The following is a 17,354-nucleotide window of genomic DNA, read 5'->3' as shown; positions in this document are numbered from 1 at the left end:
ATCCGCTCCCCCAATTGCTACCTGACGGCGGCCCAGCAACCTCGCGCGAGGTTGCTGGGCCGCCGTCAGGTAGTAATCAGGGGGTGGGGATGGGGGTGTTGTGTTCTTTGGCGGCACGGTGGGCGCGGCGGCGGTGCAGGGATCTCATCCGGCGGCGACCGACGAGGCGGCAGATGACGTAGATGAGGAACGAGATCGTCGTGACGAACGGGCTGATCGGCACCACCGGCGAACCGAGGGCGATGAGGATGCCCCCGACCGAGGCAGTCACGGCGAAGATCACGCTGAGGACCGGCACCCACACCGGGGAGGCCGAGAGCTGAGTCGCCGCGGCGGCCGGGGTGATGAGCAGCGCAAGGACGAGGAGGACTCCGACGACCTGCACGCTCAGTGCCACGGCAAGTCCGAGGGTGAGCATGAAGACGATGGTGAGCACGCTGACCGGCACGCCCTTCGCCCGAGCCACGTCAGGGTCGAGGCTGGAGAACATGAGCGGACGCCACACGATCGCCAACACCACGAGCACGGCCAGCGCGCAGATGATGAGAGTGAGGATCTGGCCGGGAGTGATGGCGACGATCTGGCCGGTGAGCAGCCCGAATTTGCTCGCCGCCCGCCCGTCGTAGAGGGCAAGGAAGAGGATCGCCAGGCCCAGGCCGAAGGGCATGAGGACGCCGATGATCGCGTTCTTCTCCGAATCCTTGGCCCCGCCGATGCCGATGATGAGAGCGGCGACGATGGATCCGACGATCGACCCGGTCACGACGTCGAAACCGACGAGCAGAGCGAAGGCGGCACCGGCGAAAGAGAGTTCGGAGACTCCGTGAACGGCGAAGGGAATGTCGCGGGCCATGACGAAGACGCTGATGAGACCTCCGACGACGCCGAGGAGCCCAGCGGCGATGAGCGAGTTGGCCAGCAGCGCGACGAGTTCGCCGTAGTCCTCGAAGGTGAAGAGGTTGGCAAAGATCTCAGGAACACTCATCAGTTCACCACCGTCCCGTCGAGGTCGAAGGAGTCATCGGGCAGATTGTGGTGGTCGACGCACTCCTCTTCACCGCCGACGACGACGAGGCGTCCGCCGACGCGGACCACTTCGACCGGGGAGCCGTAGAGCCGGGACAGCGATTCGGTGGTCATCACTTCAGAGGGGGTGCCGATGAGGAAATGCCCGCCGACGATGTAGAGGACCCGGTCGACGTACGGCAGGATCGGGTTGATCTCGTGGGTGACGAAGACGACGGCGGCATCGCGTTTGACCCGCTGTTCGTGCAGCAGAGCGGCCACCACCTGCTGGTGGTGCAGATCGAGCGACAGCAGCGGTTCATCGCAGAGCAGCACTGCGGGATCATTGGCCAGGGACTGAGCCACTCGCAGCCGCTGCAGCTCTCCGCCGGAAACCGTGCCGGCGGGGGCATCGGCATAGTCGGTGGCGCCGACGGAGGCCAAGAGTTCCTCGACCTTCTTCTTCCGACCCCGGGACAGCAGGCCCATCCCCCACCGGTGACCGTCGATGCCCATACGGACCAGATCGCGGCCGCGCATCGGGGTGTGCGGGTCGATTCCGCGCTGCTGCGGAATGTAGCCGATGGCAGGGTTGCCCTTATGCACTTCCCGACCATCGACCTCGGCGGTTCCGGCCGACAGTGTGTTCTGCCCCAGCAGCACCTTGAGCAGTGACGTCTTTCCTGTGCCGTTGGGGCCGAGCACGGCGAGGAACTCCCCCGGCGCGACGTCGAGGTCGAGATCGTGCCAGAGCACCCGCGGGCCGAAGCGCAGTTCGGCATCGCGCAGTCGAATCACCGGCTCCCGGGGTGCAGGTTGTGCGGAAGCGTCGGATTCTTTGGCCATAGTCAGTGCTTGTGTCCTTCGAGTGCTGTCGAAATATCGGTGATGTATCCGTCCATCCAATCGACGTAATGCTCGCCGTCGGGCATGGTCTCGGCGAGGTCGACGACCGGAACATCGGAGTCGTCCGCGGCAGACTTCAGCGCTTCCGCCTGGGGACCTGCCGCCTGAGTATTGTATCCGAGCAGCACCGCCTCGCCGTCGGAGATCTGCTTCTCCGCTTCCTTGAGCACGAGCGGCGGCACATCGTTGCCTTCTTCGACGGCTTCGAGGAATTCGTCCGACGTGATGTTCTCCAGGCCCATATCGGCGAACAGCCACAGCGGCACCGGCTCGGTCGCCGCGACCTTCTCACCGTCGTGGTCCTTCTTGGCCGCGTCGATCTTCGTCTGCAGTTCGCCGAGGCTCTTCTTGTACTCATCGGCATTGGCGGTGAAGTCATCCTTGTGCTCCGGCACCGCCTCGCCGAGGTGGATCGCCGCCTCATCGACGAGTTTGGTCATCGTGGGCACCGAGTACCAGACATGTTCGTTGAACTCGCCGTGGTCATGCCCCTCATGGTCGTCGCCCTCATCGGAGTGCTCGTGGCCGTCGTCGTGCGTGTGTCCGCCGGCCTGAGCCTCGTCTTCGTCGTGGCTGTGGTCATGAGGTTCGTTTCCGAGATCCTCGGATCCGGGCAATCCCGAGATCGAGACGGCATCGATCACCTCGGGATCGGCGTCTGAAGCCTCGAGCATCGTGGTCATGAAGGCGTCGTAGCCGCCGCCGTTCTCGACGACGAGGTCGGCTTTCGACAGCTTGAGGCGGTCCTGGGTGGTCGCTTCGTAGGAGTGCGGGTCCTGATTGGGATCATCGATGATCGGGCTCACCTCGGCGTAGTCGCCGGCGACTTGGGAGACGATGTCGGCGTAGACGTTCGTCGAGGTCACGACCCGCAGCTCGCCCGATTCCGAACCGGAGGCTCCTCCCCCGCAGCCGCTGAGGACCAAGGCCGTCGAAGCGGCGATGGCTCCGGTGGTGAGAGCGATTCGCGAAGATGTCATGAGGAGCCTTTCTAAGGCATCGAGGATCAAACAACATCATCGACGATACTCAGATCAGAAGTCCGGCACTAATATAAATATTTATATATAGCAACGCTTTTATACGTCCCCACCCCTTTCAGCACTCTGCGCGTACGCCCAGGGGTTTTCGGCCGAATGGCGTGTATGAGCGGCTTCAGAATTCATACGCGGTGATCTTGATCAGGGCGTATGAATTTCGAAGCCGCGAGTGCCGACTTTCCGTGGGCCGTGTGCCGTCCGCTCTTGCGCTTGTACGAGTCTGATGGGCAGTCGAGCACAGTCGCCGGAGACGACGAACCGCCCGGAAGCGGGTGCTTCCGGGCGGTTCGTCGGCCGCTTCGCCTCACCGATCAACACCGGGGGGCACCAGCAGAGTTTCTCAGGCGGCCTTCGCTTCGAGCTTGGCAGCCAGCAGGGCAGCGATCTGCACGGTGTTGAGTGCCGCGCCCTTGCGCAGGTTGTCGTTGGAGACGAAGAGGACGAGCCCCTTGCCAACTGGCGCCGACTGGTCGGCGCGGATGCGACCGACGAAGCTGGCGTTCTGACCTGCGGCCTTGAGCGGGGTCGGGACCTCGTCGAGGGAGACTCCGGGTGCCTGCGACAGGATCTCGGCGGCCTGTTCGGGGCTGATGTCGGAGTCGAATTCGGCGTGGATGCTCAGGCTGTGTCCGGTGAAGACAGGCACGCGCACGCAGGTGCCGGCGACGAGGAGGTCGGGCAGTCCGAGGATCTTCCGGCTCTCGTTGCGTAGCTTCTTCTCTTCATCGGTTTCATTCTGCCCGTCGTCGACGACCGATCCGGCCATCGGCAGGACGTTGAACGCGATCGGTTCGACGTAGTTGTTCGGCTCCGGCAGATTCACCGCAGTGCCATCGGTGGTGAGCTTGCGGGCATCGGGCAGACCCGCTTCGAGCTGGCCGGCGAGTTCCTCGACTCCGGACAGACCCGAACCGGACACGGCCTGGTAGGTGGCCACGATGAGACGGGTCAGCCCGGCCTTGTCATGGAGTGCCTTGAGCACGGGCATGGCGGCCATGGTCGTGCAGTTCGGGTTCGCGATGATTCCCTTGGGCGGCTCGTCGAGGGCGTCGGGGTTGACCTCGCTGACGACGAGCGGAACCTCCGGGTCCGAACGCCAGGCCGAGGAGTTGTCGACGACGGTGACTCCGGCGGCGGCGAAACGCTCCGCCTGCGCCTTGGACGTCGCCCCACCGGCGGAGAACAGAGCGATGTCGAGTCCGCTCGGATCCGCCTCGGCGGCATCTTCGATGGTGATGGGCTGGCCCTTGAAGTCGATCGTCTTCCCGGCTGAACGGGCCGAGGCGAAGAGCCTCAAAGAGCCGATCTCGAATCCGGGATCATCGGCCAGGAGGTCGAGCATGACTCCGCCGACCTGGCCGGTTGCTCCGACTACTCCGATATTGACGCTCATCGTCCGGTACCTCCGTACACCACTGCTTCGTTGTCTTCGCTGTCGAGTCCGTAGGCGGCATGGGCGGCACGGACCGCGTCGTCGAGCAGGTCTGCTCGGGTGATGACGCTGATGCGGATCTCCGAGGTGGAGATCATGTCGATGTTGACCTGGGCTTCGCTGAGCGCTTCGAACAGGGTCGCGGTCACGCCCGGGTGCGAGCGCATTCCGGCGCCGACGACGGAGAGCTTACCGATCTGGTCGTCGTAGCGAACCTGGTCGAAACCGATCTCGGCCTTCACCGCGTCGAGAGCTTCAAGCGCCTTGGCTCCGTCGTCCATGGGCAGGGTGAAGGAGATGTCCGTCTTGCCCGGTTCACGGGTGGAGATGTTCTGGACGATCATGTCGATGTTGGCCTCCTGCTTGGCCAGAGTCTTGAAGATCTCAGCGGCCTTGCCGGGGACATCGGGAACACCGACGATCGTGACCTTGGCTTCCGAGCGGTCGTGGGCGACGCCGGAGATGATTGCCTGTTCCATGGTGGACTCCGTTTCTGGTTCCGCTGCCGGGATCGATGAACCCCGGCCCTGGCGGAAGGCTTCGGGGATGGGTGAATCGGTCACCCAGGTTCCTTGGTTGCGAGAGAATGAGGACCGCACATGTACGGGCACGTTGTAGCGGCGCGCGTATTCGACACAGCGGAGCATGAGGACCTTGGCGCCCGAGGCGGCCATCTCCATCATCTCTTCGTAGCCGATCTCATCGATCTTGCGTGCCGTGGGCACGATGCGCGGGTCGGCGGTGAAGACGCCGTCGACGTCGGTGTAGATCTCGCACACATCGGCATCGAGCGACGCGGCCAATGCCACAGCCGTGGTGTCCGAGCCGCCGCGGCCGAGGGTGGTGATGTTCTTCGCGGTCTGGCTCACACCCTGGAATCCTGCGACGATGGCGACGTATCCATCGTCGAGGGAGGACCGGATGCGGCCGGGAGTCACGTCGATGATGCGGGCCTTGCCGAACTGCTCATCGGTGATGACTCCAGCCTGGGAACCGGTGAAGGACTGGGCTTCGAAGCCGAGGTTGGCGATCGCCATGGCCAGGACCGCCATCGAGATGCGCTCACCGGCGGTCAGCAGCATGTCGAGTTCGCGGGCGGGGGGCATGGGGGAAACCTGTTGGGCCAAGTCGATGAGATCATCGGTACTGTCACCCATGGCCGAGACCACGACAACTACTTCGTGGCCGGCTTGACGGTACTCGACAATTCGTTTGGCCACCCGCTTGACCGATTCCGCATCGGCTACCGAGGACCCACCGAACTTCTGGACGACTATGCTCACTGCAGTATCTTCCTTATCGCTGATAAGTTCCGTGCCAGGCGATCGATTCCATGGTTCCAAACATGGAGGTCTCGTGCTGCATCGATCAGGATTTCAGCCGTGTCGGGCTCCCGGCACCTGAACCATTGTATGAGGTAGGTCATTTCGGTTCACCTTCGCCCGTCATTCAGACACCGCCTGACCGGGCCGAACGCCCAGTCCTGCGACCCCGCGCGATGACCGTGCACACGGGCGAGACGGCGGTTGGTCACCGTGCACTCAGCCCCTGCTCAGAAATCGTTATAAATGGTGGCCTGCGGAACGCCGGATCCACCCGCCGAGGCGGCTCGCCGGCTTCGTGCCGACGGGGGCTCCCCTTGACGATCAGTCTGACCGTCGCTCCACCGTGAAGAGGTCACCGGGCTGACAGTCGAGGACCTCACACAGGGCGATGAGCGTCGAGTAGCGCACGGCCTTCGCTCTGTTGTTCTTGAGCACGGAGAGGTTCGCCAGCGAGACCCCGACGCGCTTGGACAGTTCGGTCAGGCTCATGTCTCGCCGGGTCAGCAGACTCTCGAGGTGGCAGACGACCTTGGCGGAGTTGAATTCCTCGACCATCAAACGAGTCCTTCGAGCTCTTCTTGAGCCGCGCGTCCTGACCTGAAGCACCGCCGCAGCAGTTCGGCGCCGCCGACGATCCCGAGAACGAGGAAGGCGTGGACGACGGTGAGCCCCGATCCCACGTCGTCGGCAATGCCGATATCGGCGGAGATCCAGTTGCCGCCGGGAATCTTGGTGACGAAATGCAGGATCCACCCGATTGCCACGATCCATTCGAACGCCGCGAACGCTCGGCATGCCCGAGGCGTGAAGGGTGTTCCCGCTGCGATATCTCGGATGACAGGCACCAGGGAGATCGCGGCGGCCAACACCGTGAGGATGAGAGTGACCTCGGCGATGATCACGAGCACCACCGCTCCTGCCGAGACGTCGGCCGTCGGAACGACGATCTCGGTGAGCCCGGTCAGCGATGCCGCTCCGGTCCCGGCGTCGAGCGAGGATTGTGCGCCTTCGGAAAAGTCCACCGTCACCGCCACTTCGGAGTGGATCATTCGTGTGACGAGGTCAGTGACGGCGTAGATGACGTAGAACCCGACCGCCAAACCGATCCAGAGTTCGTACCCTGTGCCGAAAGCTTTGCGCTTCTGTGGTTCGTCGTCCGGCTTCTGTTCTGCAGTCGGTGTCATGACTGTGCCTTCCCGTCTCGGCGAGGAGCTGGCGAGCCTATTCCTCTGACCTCTGCCCCATTCGATGACTTATCGTTTGTCGATATATCGATAATCAATATGTTTCACGATTATCGATATGGTGTCAAGAGGGCGAAACTGAGGCGGTCAGTCGATCTCGCGGCGGCCGGAGAACGCCCGGCCGAGAGTGACCTCGTCGGCGTATTCGAGGTCTCCGCCGACGGGCAGCCCCGAGGCCAGGCGGGTGACGGTCACACCGAGCGATCCGAGCAGCCGGACGAGGTAGGTGGCGGTGGCTTCACCTTCGAGGTTCGGGTCGGTGGCGATGACGGTCTCCTTGACCTCGCCGTCCTGCAGGCGGGTCATGAGCTCCTTGATCCGCAGATTGTCGGGCCCCACCCCGGCCATCGGGTCGATGGCTCCGCCGAGGACGTGGTACAGCCCCCGGTACTCCCGGGTCCGTTCGATCGCGACGACGTCCTTGGGTTCTTCGACCACACAGATCATCGACCGATCGCGGCGCGGATCCTGGCACACCGTGCACTCGGCTTCCTCGGAGACGTTTCCGCAGATCTCGCAGAACCGCACTCGCTTCTTCACATCGGTGAGTGCCTGAGCCAGCGCATTGACGTCCTGCGAGTCAGTCTGCAGGATGTGGAACGCCAGACGCTGGGCCGATTTCGGCCCGATGCCCGGAAGCTTGCCGAACTCCTCGACCAAGTCCTGGAGGGCACCTTCATATACAGCGCTCATACTTCTCTTTCGTCAATGATCTCGCCGCCGAGGACCCGTGCGATCACGTCGACGCCCATCTGCGGCGCTTCGGAGACGTCGAGGTCCGTTTCCGGATCATACTCGTCCTCGTCCGATCCCGACCGCTGCGGGGAGGGGTTCGGTCCCGGCGCCGAGGCGGCACCCGGTCCCGATCCGCCCGCCGGGTTGACCGTGGGTGCAGATCCGTAAGCGGATCCGGCAGGCGGAGTGGTGGTGACACCGTGCTTCTCGGCAAGAGCTGCAAAGCGCGATTTGAACGGCTTCTCTCCTCCCTGAGTCGAAGCCGGCGGCGGAGACTGCACGGCAGGTGCCGACTGGTCGAAGGAGCCTCCTCCGAAGCCGCTCGGGGTGTCGGCGAGATCAGGATCGTCGAGATCGTCGTCGGGCGGCGGAACGACGACGGCTCCGACGTCGACGGCTCCGCTGCCTGCGCTCGTCTCGTCGATGTCGGCCGAGGCTGCGGCGGTCGACGCAGCGCCTGTCGGTGAGATGTCGATCGGCGAGGGGCCGTCGTTCCAGCTCGGTTCCTCCCACCGCGGTTCGACGTACTCCATCGGCGAATCGTCGCCGAATTCGGATGACCTTGCTGGCGCTGGTTCCTGCCGGCGGGAGTGGTCAGACCGGCCGAAGTCGTCTGCCGGTGCATTGCCGGAACCTGTCGAATCGGTTCCGGCGTCCGTCGGCGTACCGAAGAAGTCGTCGTCGGACAGATCGGGCACTACGACATCCGGGACGGCTGTTTCGGAAGAGTCATGGTCAGGAACGCTCGGTTCAGGAGCGTTCCAGTCTGGGGTTTCGGAGACGGACGAGTCCGAAGCGGGAACCTGTTCGACCGAGGATTGTGGATCAGAACCAGCCGATTGCTCTTCGGTCTGCTCAGCCGGTCCGACGGGGTTGTCCTGAGGTGTGGGTTCAGTTTGTGGACCCGGCTGTTCTCCCTCCTCGTCGTCGGAGGACCAGGGGCCCTGTGTCGGACCACTGGGTTCCCAGAACTTCTCGTGGTCGACCTGGGGTTTGTCGACTTCACGGGTGCCGACGACTGCGGCGACTTCCTGCGGGCTCGGGCGGCGCTGGCTCGGCGCCGGTCCGTGATTTCCTCCGGAGTCGTTCACGGGCGGAGCAGAGGACCCCTTGCCCTGGCTGCCACCGCCGGCACTTCCTCCGCCGATCCGACCGACATCGCCGATGTCGATTCGAGCCTGGATGCCGAGGACGTCGTTGATCGCTGCCGCGAGTTTGGCCGCATGATCGCGCTGCTGGAACCCCTGGACGGATCCGGCATTGTTGAAGCCGAGGTAGACGACTCCATCGGAGAACGATTGGGGAATCGCATTGGCTGCGATGATCGCGCGAGTCAGACGGCTGCGCTTCTCCACCGAGGCGAGGATGCTCGGCCAAGCGCGGCGGATCGCTTCGATCTCACCGCCGATGTCGCCGGGTCCCGCCACCGAGGTGGCTTCCGGTGCCGCTGCCTGCTCGGTCATCTGACGCTGATGCTGGTCCGCCGGCGCCGAGTCCGGCGCCGAATCCGGCGCGGAGTCCGGTCCGGAGTCCGTTGCGGAACTGGGCGCTGAGGCACCGGCAGGGTCGTACCTCTGCTGATTGTCCTGCACAGATTGCGACTCAGTTCGCGGCGCACCCGCCGCTTCGACCGAAGGCTCGGGCGACGAATCGGCCGAAGGCTGCGGTTCCTGCGCCGGCCGGCCCACATCTGCGCTCCGGGGGTCATCAGCAGGCTGCTGCTGCGGACCCGCGTCCGCGGTCTGAGATTGCGGCTCGGACTGCGACGCCGGCTCCGGCTCGGTCTGACGCTGTTGCCCCTGCTCAGGTTGTTGCCTCGGCTGCGCCGGAGATTCGTTGAGCATCGACTCGGCAGCTGCGGCCATGGCTGCGATGTCGTCGAAATCATCGTGAGCTGCACTCTGAGACTTCCCGGCGGGCGCATTCGCAGCAGGTGCCTGCCCCTGGCCTGCCCCATCCGCCGACGGCCGACCGCTCGCGTGTCCCTGGTCAGCTGCAGGTGCCTGCCCCTGCCCTGTCCCGCCGGCCGGAGCTCCCGGCCCAGCGCCCTGATCGGCACCCTGGTCCGGGGTCTGCGCCGGCGGCATGTTTGCGGCCACGCCGGTGGCCGACATCCCGATGCGACGCTCCATCCGCTCGACGCGGCTGAGCACAGCGTCTCGGCTGCGACCGGAGCCGGGCAGCAGAATGCGGGCACAGATGAGTTCGAGCTGCAGCCGCGGCGAGGTGGCACCCGACATCTCCGTCAGGCCCACATTCAGCAGGTCCGCGGCACGGGAGAGCTCGCCCTGTCCGAAGCCGTTGGCCTGCAGGGTCAGCCTCTCCAGACGGTCCGGCGGCACTTCGGGCAGGAAGGCATGGGCCGCCTCGGGGGCGGCATGGATGACGATGAGATCGCGGAAGCGCTCCAGCAGGTCCTCGACGAAGCGCCTGGGGTCCTGACCGGATTCGATGACCCGCTCCACCGCGCGGTACACCCCGGCCCCGTCACCGGCGGAGAACGCATCGACGATGTCGGACAGCAGCGAATCCGGAGTGTATCCGAGCAGAGCGACGGCTCGACCGTAGTCGACCCCGTCGGGCCCGGAACCGGCGATGAGCTGGTCGAGGACCGACAGCGTGTCACGCACCGAGCCTCCGCCGGCCCGGACGACCAACGGCAGCACGCCCTTGGCCACCTGCACACCTTCACGCGTGCACAGCTCGTCAAGGTAGTTGCCCAGGGCCTCCGGCGGCACCAGGCGGAACGGATAGTGGTGGGTCCGCGATCGGATCGTGCCGATGACCTTCTCGGGCTCGGTCGTGGCGAAGACGAATTTGATGTGCGGCGGCGGCTCTTCGACGATCTTGAGCAGAGCGTTGAAGCCCTGCGAGGTGACCATGTGGGCCTCATCGAGGATGAACACCTTGTACCGGTCGCGCGCGGGCGCATAGACGGCGCGCTCACGCAGGTCACGGGCGTCGTCGACGCCGTTGTGACTGGCTGCGTCGATCTCGACGACGTCGAGTGAACCGGGTCCGCCGTTGGCCAGATCCCGACAGCTCGGGCACTCCCCGCACGGAACCGGAGTCGGCCCCTGCTCACAGTTGAGGCACCGAGCCAGGATCCGCGCCGAGGTGGTCTTTCCACACCCGCGCGGGCCGGAGAACAGGTAGGCATGGTTGATGCGGCCACGTTCGATGGCGGCCTTCAGCGGATCGGTCACATGCTCTTGACCGATGACCTCGTCGAAGGTCTCTGGGCGGTATCTTCTGTACAGTGCGGTGGACACGTCCCCTAGCCTAATGCCAACGACTGACACGGGATACGGCTCCCCGAGTCCCGCCGTTGTCGCTGACCTCCCGATCAGGCACGATAGAGATCATGAGCTCAGCCACCCCCTCCCCCGGCGAGAACGACCCCGCGAAGACCTTCCGCATCGGCCACAAGGAACGCGACGAGGCGATCGAGACCCTCCGCGAGGCCGCCGGCGACGGTCGGATCACGGTCGACGAGCTCGACGAACGGATGGAGAAGGTCCAGGCTGCGAAGTTCCCCATCGACCTCGACGCGGTCCTCGCCGACCTCACCACCGAGCTGCCCTCCGATCGCTTCCGTCCCACCTCGGCGCTCGCACCCGCCGCCGGTCACGCCATGGCGATCCAAGGCCACGACCGCTTCGATCCGCTCGTCATCAGGGCCGGCTGGGAGTCCGAGGTCCGCCGCGCGCGATGGGCTGTCCCGCCCTTCATCCGCTGCGAACCCTCGATGTCGAACATCGAGCTGAACTTCCTCGAGGTCGAGACCGATCTCGAGGTCATCGAGATCGAGGTCGTCGCCGGTATGGGCTCGGTCACCGTCGTCATCCCCGACGACTGGGCGGTCAACGTCGACCAGCTCTCAAAGTCCTGGGGAAGCGTGAAATCCGTCGTCGACGCCGTTCCGACCGGCCGCCGTCCTCTCGTGCGCGTCGGCGGATCGATCGGGATGGGAACGTTCAAGGCCCGCTTCGCGAACTACTTCGACCGCCGTCGATTGGCGAAATGATGGAGACCGGACTCGGCGCTGTCATCTTCCTCACCGTCTGCATCATCGTCGTCTTCAGCATCGGCGCCTGGCTCGTCTATCGGGTGATGACGAAACCGGGTGCGCACATCGGCTCCCGCCTGCCCAAACACGACCCCCACATCGAGGCGGCCCCCACCGACCCGCCCGACCGCGGATCCGCTGCGGACCGAACCGGAGCAGACGACCCCGACGACCCCGACAGTCCCGATCACGGTCACCGGCATCCTTGAAAACCGGTCCCCGCCGTGATCGACTTTCACTATGTCTGAGATCCAGATCACGCGCATCGCTGCCGACGATGAGTCTGCGCTGCTGACATGGAACGACGTCATGCGCACCGCCTACACCGAGGGCCGCACCGCCGCCTGGTGGCGCAGCGCCGAGACGACGTTGACCCAATTCGCCCACCCGCGCCCGGGAGGGCAGGACATCGCCCTGGTGGGCCGCCTCGGCGAGGAGATCGTCGGCGGCGTCGAGATCAGCCTCTCCCCCGACACACCGACAGATATCGAACTCGGTGTCCTCTCCGTTCACCGTCGTCGAGGTTTCGGCACGGCCCTCGCCGAGGCGGCCGCGCAGTTCCTTGGAAACGATGACCGATCCTCGGCGATCGTGCAGACCGAAACCTACTGCCCGGCCGGGGTCGCCTTCGCGAAAGCGCACGGGATGAGCATCGGCAACGCAGAGCACCGGCTGCTGCTCGACCTGCCCGCCTACCTGGCGGCCGATGCGAATCGGTACAAGGATTCGGGGGCGTCGACGGTCGTGCCCGTGATCAGGGAGGACCCGGACTTCTCGGTCACCTCATGGATCGGAGCCTGCCCCGAGGACGTGTTGGAATCCTGGACGCAGCTGCGGGAGCAGATGGATGAGGACGTGCCCGTCGGCGACCTCACCCGCTCCGCCACCCATGCCAGCACCGCAGCGATCCGCAGCCATGAGGAGCGGATGGAAGAGCAGGGCTGGACCTTGGTCAGCTCGATGGCGCATGTGGGCGACCTCGCCGTCGGCTATACGGAGATCATGGTCTCCGCCCACGATCCGCAGATCGTCATCCAGGAGGACACGCTCGTCGACCGTGCCTTTCGAGGGCGTGGGATCGGTCGGGCCCTCAAGGTCGCGAACCTGCGTCAGCTGCCCGCGGTCGCCGCGACCGCCTCGGCGGAATGGGTGCAGACGTACACGGCGACGGACAACGAACCGATGCTCGCACTCAACCGGGACCTCGGGTTCGTCATCGCCGATACGATGACCGCCCTCGAGAAGAAGATCGAGCGCAGCCACGCGTGACAGTCCGGTCGACTAGAGTGGACGGTGACCCGTCCGGCCATCGAATCGAAGCAGACCGCCGTGCCCTCAGAACTCCTCATCGCCGTCCTCGTCTTCATCATCGTCGTCCTCGTGACCGTGCTCGTCATCCGCTCCCGTGCGAAGAAGGCCCGCCACGACGCCGAAGCGAAAGCACCCGCCGCCCCACGCGATCCCTTCGCCGCCGACCAGAACACCGGCGGTGACCCGGAGACCATCAAAGCCGGGGACCTCCTCGAATTCGGCAACGAGAAATTCTTCGTCCGCGGCACCCTGCGCATCTCCGAAGGCGGCTACGACTGGGCCGAGCACTTCTTCCAGGCCGACGCCTCGGCGACCCGCATGTGGCTGAGCGTCGAACGCGACCCCGATGTCCAGATCGCCCGCTGGCGCGACCGCCCCGACCTCGACATCGAACCGAAGGCCCGGACCATCACCATCGACGGCACCGATTACGACCTCGTCGAACACGGCACTGCCTCCTACCGGTCCGAAGGCACCACGGGACTGAACGAGAAAGGCGGTGTCGACTATGTCGACTACGAATCCGGCGACGGCCGCCTGCTCGCCTTCGAACGCTTCGACCACGGGCGCTGGGAAGTGAGCACCGGAGAGACCATCCCGACCGGCTCCTTCACCATCTACTCCGGCAGCTGATGCTCACCCTCCCCCGCCCGCTCGACGTCCCCTTCACCGACACCAGTGCCGAGGCGCTGCGGCTCAGCCTCGACCACGACCGGATCGCCCCGCTGGCTGCCCGCAGCATCGATGTGTCCACCGTAGCTGCACCCACTGACACAGGGTCCACCTTCGCCGAGGCGGCGCCAGAGCTGACCCTGACCCTGACCGTCATCGGATCTTCTCACCAGGCGATCCTGAGCGCCGGGCCCACCGATGCGTTCACCGAGACCTTCGCCTGCCTCGGCGAGGATGCCGACGATTCGTCTCCGAACCGACCGCAATGGGACCGCGAAGTCATCCGCCACGGTCGGTGGGCCGGTTTCACCGAACACCGATTCACCGCGACCCGCACGAGTGTGCACGGGGATTTTCCGGGCGCCGCCGCCGAGGTGCTCGCCGCCGGTGCCGACCGCGCCCTTTCTGCAGACGACCACCTTTCGGTCGCGTTCCCCGGACAGCCCGGCGCACTGACGGCATTGTCGCTGACGTGCGCGGGACCTGACCGGATAGCCTGGCAGTCGTGGCACTGCTACCCGCAGCATCAGGAGATCGTCCACAGCAGCTCCGAACTGAGGAGGTCGACATGAGTCAGGGACCGAACGTCTCGATGAGCGGAGGCTCCTTCGACTTCGACCGTGCAGGAGGCGGCGGGAACGGCCCGCAGCGCCCCGGCGGACCGCATCGTCCCGGCAGCGGACCCGGGCGAAAGCCGCGCCGCGTCGGCTGCGGAACCATCATCGGAATCGTCATCGTCCTCGTCGTCCTCGGCAATGTCTTCCGCGGCTGCGGATCGTCCGCGAGCGCCGACTGCGGTGACTACGACCTGACCAACGGCCAATACGTCTCGAACCCCGGCAAGGGCGACTACGAGAAGAACGGCAGCAGCTATGACTACGTCGGCTGCGACACCTCCCGGTCCGGAGGCGGCGGATTCTTCTTCCTCCCTTTCTTCACCGGCGGCGGATCGAACTACGGCGACGGCTCGGGCTTCCGCGGCGGCGGACCGGGCACCGGAAAATAGGCACAGCGAAAGGCAGACATGCTTCTGAACTACCTCATCTACGAGACCGGAGTCGTCCTCTCCTATGCGGGCTGCGGACTCCTCCTCATGGTCATCGGCTACTTCGTCGTCGACCTGCTCACCCCGGGCAAGCTCCACGTCATCCTGTGGGAGCAGAAGTCGCGCAATGCCGCAGTCCTCGTCGCCTCCGACCTGGCCGGAGTCGCGATCATCGTCATCGCCGCCATCCGTGCCAGCTCCGATGACCTGGCCGCAGGCATCCTGTCGACCCTCGTCTTCGGCATCCTCGGCATCATCCTCATGGCCGTGAGCTTCCTGCTCATCGGGCTGCTCACCCCGGGCAGGACCGGCGACCTCATCAATTCCCCGCAGATGCACCCCGAGGTCTGGGTCAACGCCACCGCCCACCTGGGCATCGCCGGCATCATGGCCGCAGCCCTCCTTTGAGCACCGCTGACGAATCCGGTCAGACGTCGGCCGAAACCGCACCGACCGACACGACCACCGACACCGTTACCGCCACCGAGGCGGCCCGTCCGATCACCCTGCCGATGCGTCCGGGTCCGGCTCGGTTCTTCGTCCTGCTCGCCGTGTTCATCTGCGCGAGCTGCGGAATGGTCTACGAGCTCGCGCTCGTGGCCTTGGGGTCCTATCTGCTCGGCGACACCATCGTCCAGGCTTCCATCGTCCTGGCCGTCATGGTCTTCGCCATGGGTGTGGGGTCGCTGGCGACCAAACGGCTGACCGGGTTCGCCGCGGTCTCCTTCGCCCTCATCGAAGCGGCCCTGGGCATCATCGGCGGCCTGTCCGTCATCCTCCTCTATCTCGCCTTCGCCTTCGCTGACGTCTACACGGTGGCCATGGTCGCCCTCGCCTTCGTCATCGGCGCGCTCATCGGCGCGGAGATCCCGCTGCTCATGGAGCTCGTTCAACGCATCCGCGCGCAGAAGGCCTCGAGCGCGGTGGCCGACCTCTTCGCCGCCGACTATGTGGGCGGACTCATCGGCGGGCTCGCCTTCCCGTTCCTCCTGCTGCCGCTGCTCGGACTGCCGCGCGGTGCCCTGGCGGTGGGGATGACGAATGCGCTGGTGGGCATCCTCATCGTCCTCTGGCTCTTCCGCTCCGAACTCAGCCGTGCCGCGACACTCATGTTGGCAACGCTGCTTGTGCTCATCCTCGGCGGGCTCACCGTGGTGTGGGTGTTCACCGATGACATCGAAGTCACCACCCGGCAGCGTCTCTACCGGGATCCGATCGTGTATTCGCAGCGGTCGGACTACCAGGAGATCGTGCTCACCGAGGCGAAGAGGACCGGCGATACGCGGCTGTTCCTCAACGGGGATCTGCAGTTCGCCTCGGCCGACGAGTACCGTTATCACGAAAGCCTCGTCCATCCTCTGCTGAACGGTCCTCGCCGCAACGTCCTCGTCCTCGGCGGCGGCGACGGACTGGCGGTGCGCGAAATCCTCAAGTATCCCGACGTCGAGTCCGTCACCCTGGTCGACCTCGACCCGGCAGTCCTCGAGCTTGCGAAGACCTCGGAGCACTTCACCGCGTTCAACGACGACTCCCTCGACGATCCGCGGGTGAGAACGATCGCCGCCGATGCCTTCACCTGGCTGCGGGAGGCGAAGCACACCGCCTATGACGCGGTCATCGCCGATCTGCCCGATCCCGATGACGTGGCGACGTCGAAGCTCTACAGCATCGAGTTCTACGGGCTCATCCGCCAGGTGATGTCCGCGGAGGCGCGCCTCGTCGTCCAGGCCGGCTCCCCATACTTCGCCCCTGAAGCCTACTGGGGCATCGGTGAGGCCGTCGCCGAGGCGGGACTGTCGACGACTCCGTACCACGTCGATGTTCCCAGCTTCGGTGATTGGGGATACTTCCTCGCCGATCTCGGCGGAAAGGGCCCCGAGGTGTCCGTGCCCGATGATGCTCCGGACGGGTTGAAGTTCGCCACCGCCGAGGTGCTCGCCTCCTCGACGACGTTCCCACCGGACCGTGATCGCGCGTCTGTGGGCACGGTCGAAGCTTCGACGCTGCTGCACCCGCGGGTGCTCGATCAGGAACGCGGAGCCTGGGTCGGCTACTGACGGCGGCGTCTGACACGGGCTTCTGACAACGGCGTCCGACTGCGGCAGAGGGCCGACCCAAGCGGGTCGGCCCTCTGCCGTTCCTCTGTCGGTGTTGCCTCGTTGTCGCGGTCAGCCGGCCATGAGGCTGGCCAGGCCGCCGACGATGCCGAAGGAGATTCCGAGTGCCCATCCGAGGACGAGGAGTCCGAGGAAGACAAGGCCCAAGATGAAGCCCCATTTGCCCATCTCGTTGTCTCCGTACCCTGCTTCCTGTGAGCGCTTGCGCGCCATGTGTCCGGTGATGATGCCGATGACTGGTCCGATGAAGTTGAATCCGAGGAAGGTCGACAGACTCGCCACGAGCGAGACGATGCCGAGCACCCTGCCCGGATCCTCCTCGGCGCGCTGGCCGTAGCGATTCTGCGTCGGATAACTCTGCGGTGCCTCGTACTGTCCGGCGGACGGGTGGGGGTACTGACCCGCGGAGGTCTGATCGAACTGATCGGGCGTCGGGCCGGGTGCTGCGTTCAT

The 17,354-nt window shown here is 65.4% G+C and carries 18 protein-coding genes; 8 read left to right on the top strand and 10 right to left on the bottom strand.

Annotation, left to right across the window (positions count from 1 at the left end):
- Window positions 1-76 precede the first annotated feature (76 nt).
- The 9 genes from QYM46_RS04960 to QYM46_RS04920 form a co-directional block, all read right to left on the bottom strand.
- On the bottom strand, window positions 77-985 hold the full coding sequence (locus tag QYM46_RS04960; protein ID WP_432791096.1) for a metal ABC transporter permease: 909 nt from the start codon (window positions 983-985) through the stop codon (window positions 77-79).
- Entirely contained in the window at window positions 985-1,851 is an 867-nt protein-coding gene (locus QYM46_RS04955) for a metal ABC transporter ATP-binding protein (RefSeq protein ID WP_432791095.1), read from the bottom strand. The genes QYM46_RS04960 and QYM46_RS04955 overlap by 1 nt, the downstream gene beginning before the upstream one ends.
- Window positions 1,852-1,853: 2 nt before the next feature.
- Window positions 1,854-2,891, bottom strand: coding sequence for a metal ABC transporter solute-binding protein, Zn/Mn family (locus QYM46_RS04950; protein ID WP_169251568.1), 1,038 nt, complete (start codon window positions 2,889-2,891; stop codon window positions 1,854-1,856).
- Between the two features lie 400 nt (window positions 2,892-3,291).
- Complete coding sequence (locus QYM46_RS04945; RefSeq protein ID WP_432791094.1) at window positions 3,292-4,344, bottom strand: aspartate-semialdehyde dehydrogenase; 1,053 nt, start codon at window positions 4,342-4,344, stop codon at window positions 3,292-3,294.
- Entirely contained in the window at window positions 4,341-5,666 is a 1,326-nt protein-coding gene (locus QYM46_RS04940; protein WP_432791093.1) for an aspartate kinase, read from the bottom strand. Before QYM46_RS04940 ends, QYM46_RS04945 begins: the two co-directional genes overlap by 4 nt.
- A 363-nt stretch (window positions 5,667-6,029) precedes the next feature.
- Window positions 6,030-6,263 carry a helix-turn-helix domain-containing protein gene (locus QYM46_RS04935; protein ID WP_432791092.1) on the bottom strand — a complete coding sequence of 78 codons (234 nt, stop codon included), beginning with the start codon at window positions 6,261-6,263 and terminating at the stop codon, window positions 6,030-6,032.
- Window positions 6,263-6,892, bottom strand: a complete 630-nt coding sequence (locus QYM46_RS04930) for a hypothetical protein (RefSeq protein ID WP_432791091.1) — start codon at window positions 6,890-6,892, stop codon at window positions 6,263-6,265. Before QYM46_RS04930 ends, QYM46_RS04935 begins: the two co-directional genes overlap by 1 nt.
- 147 nt (window positions 6,893-7,039) lie before the next feature.
- A complete protein-coding gene (gene recR, locus QYM46_RS04925; RefSeq protein WP_025780860.1) occupies window positions 7,040-7,645 on the bottom strand; it encodes a recombination mediator RecR in 606 nt (201 codons plus the stop codon).
- A complete protein-coding gene (locus QYM46_RS04920; RefSeq protein ID WP_432791090.1) occupies window positions 7,642-10,959 on the bottom strand; it encodes a DNA polymerase III subunit gamma and tau in 3,318 nt (1,105 codons plus the stop codon). Before QYM46_RS04920 ends, recR begins: the two co-directional genes overlap by 4 nt.
- Before the next feature lie 92 nt (window positions 10,960-11,051).
- Between QYM46_RS04920 and QYM46_RS04915 the strand changes: the two genes are divergently transcribed.
- Genes QYM46_RS04915 through QYM46_RS04880 form a run of 8 tightly spaced genes read left to right on the top strand, consistent with a single transcriptional unit; the run spans window position 11,052 to window position 16,841 of the window.
- Window positions 11,052-11,714 carry a DUF1707 SHOCT-like domain-containing protein gene (locus tag QYM46_RS04915; protein WP_432791089.1) on the top strand — a complete coding sequence of 221 codons (663 nt, stop codon included), beginning with the start codon at window positions 11,052-11,054 and terminating at the stop codon, window positions 11,712-11,714.
- A complete protein-coding gene (locus QYM46_RS04910) occupies window positions 11,711-11,965 on the top strand; it encodes a hypothetical protein (protein ID WP_432791088.1) in 255 nt (84 codons plus the stop codon). Before QYM46_RS04915 ends, QYM46_RS04910 begins: the two co-directional genes overlap by 4 nt.
- A 31-nt stretch (window positions 11,966-11,996) precedes the next feature.
- Window positions 11,997-13,025: a GNAT family N-acetyltransferase gene (locus tag QYM46_RS04905; protein ID WP_432791087.1), complete on the top strand. Its 1,029-nt coding sequence runs from the start codon at window positions 11,997-11,999 to the stop codon at window positions 13,023-13,025.
- A 24-nt stretch (window positions 13,026-13,049) separates the two neighbouring features.
- Window positions 13,050-13,700: a DUF4178 domain-containing protein gene (locus QYM46_RS04900; RefSeq protein WP_248279116.1), complete on the top strand. Its 651-nt coding sequence runs from the start codon at window positions 13,050-13,052 to the stop codon at window positions 13,698-13,700.
- On the top strand, window positions 13,700-14,311 hold the full coding sequence (locus QYM46_RS04895; RefSeq protein WP_432791086.1) for a DUF2617 family protein: 612 nt from the start codon (window positions 13,700-13,702) through the stop codon (window positions 14,309-14,311). The genes QYM46_RS04900 and QYM46_RS04895 overlap by 1 nt, the downstream gene beginning before the upstream one ends.
- Complete coding sequence (locus tag QYM46_RS04890) at window positions 14,308-14,745, top strand: hypothetical protein (RefSeq protein ID WP_211168068.1); 438 nt, start codon at window positions 14,308-14,310, stop codon at window positions 14,743-14,745. Before QYM46_RS04895 ends, QYM46_RS04890 begins: the two co-directional genes overlap by 4 nt.
- A gap of 18 nt (window positions 14,746-14,763) precedes the next feature.
- Window positions 14,764-15,192, top strand: coding sequence for a DUF350 domain-containing protein (locus tag QYM46_RS04885; protein ID WP_169251558.1), 429 nt, complete (start codon window positions 14,764-14,766; stop codon window positions 15,190-15,192).
- Complete coding sequence (locus tag QYM46_RS04880; RefSeq protein ID WP_432791085.1) at window positions 15,189-16,841, top strand: polyamine aminopropyltransferase; 1,653 nt, start codon at window positions 15,189-15,191, stop codon at window positions 16,839-16,841. The genes QYM46_RS04885 and QYM46_RS04880 overlap by 4 nt, the downstream gene beginning before the upstream one ends.
- 111 nt (window positions 16,842-16,952) lie before the next feature.
- Here QYM46_RS04880 and QYM46_RS04875 read toward each other — a convergent pair whose 3' ends face one another.
- Window positions 16,953-17,354 (bottom strand): DUF4190 domain-containing protein, encoded by a 402-nt coding sequence (locus QYM46_RS04875; RefSeq protein ID WP_432791084.1) that lies wholly within the window; start codon window positions 17,352-17,354, stop codon window positions 16,953-16,955.

It is taken from the genome of Brevibacterium sp. K11IcPPYGO002 (genome assembly GCF_050920635.1).
Classification (GTDB): domain Bacteria; phylum Actinomycetota; class Actinomycetes; order Actinomycetales; family Brevibacteriaceae; genus Brevibacterium.
This window is presented reverse-complemented; position numbering and strand designations above follow the sequence as displayed.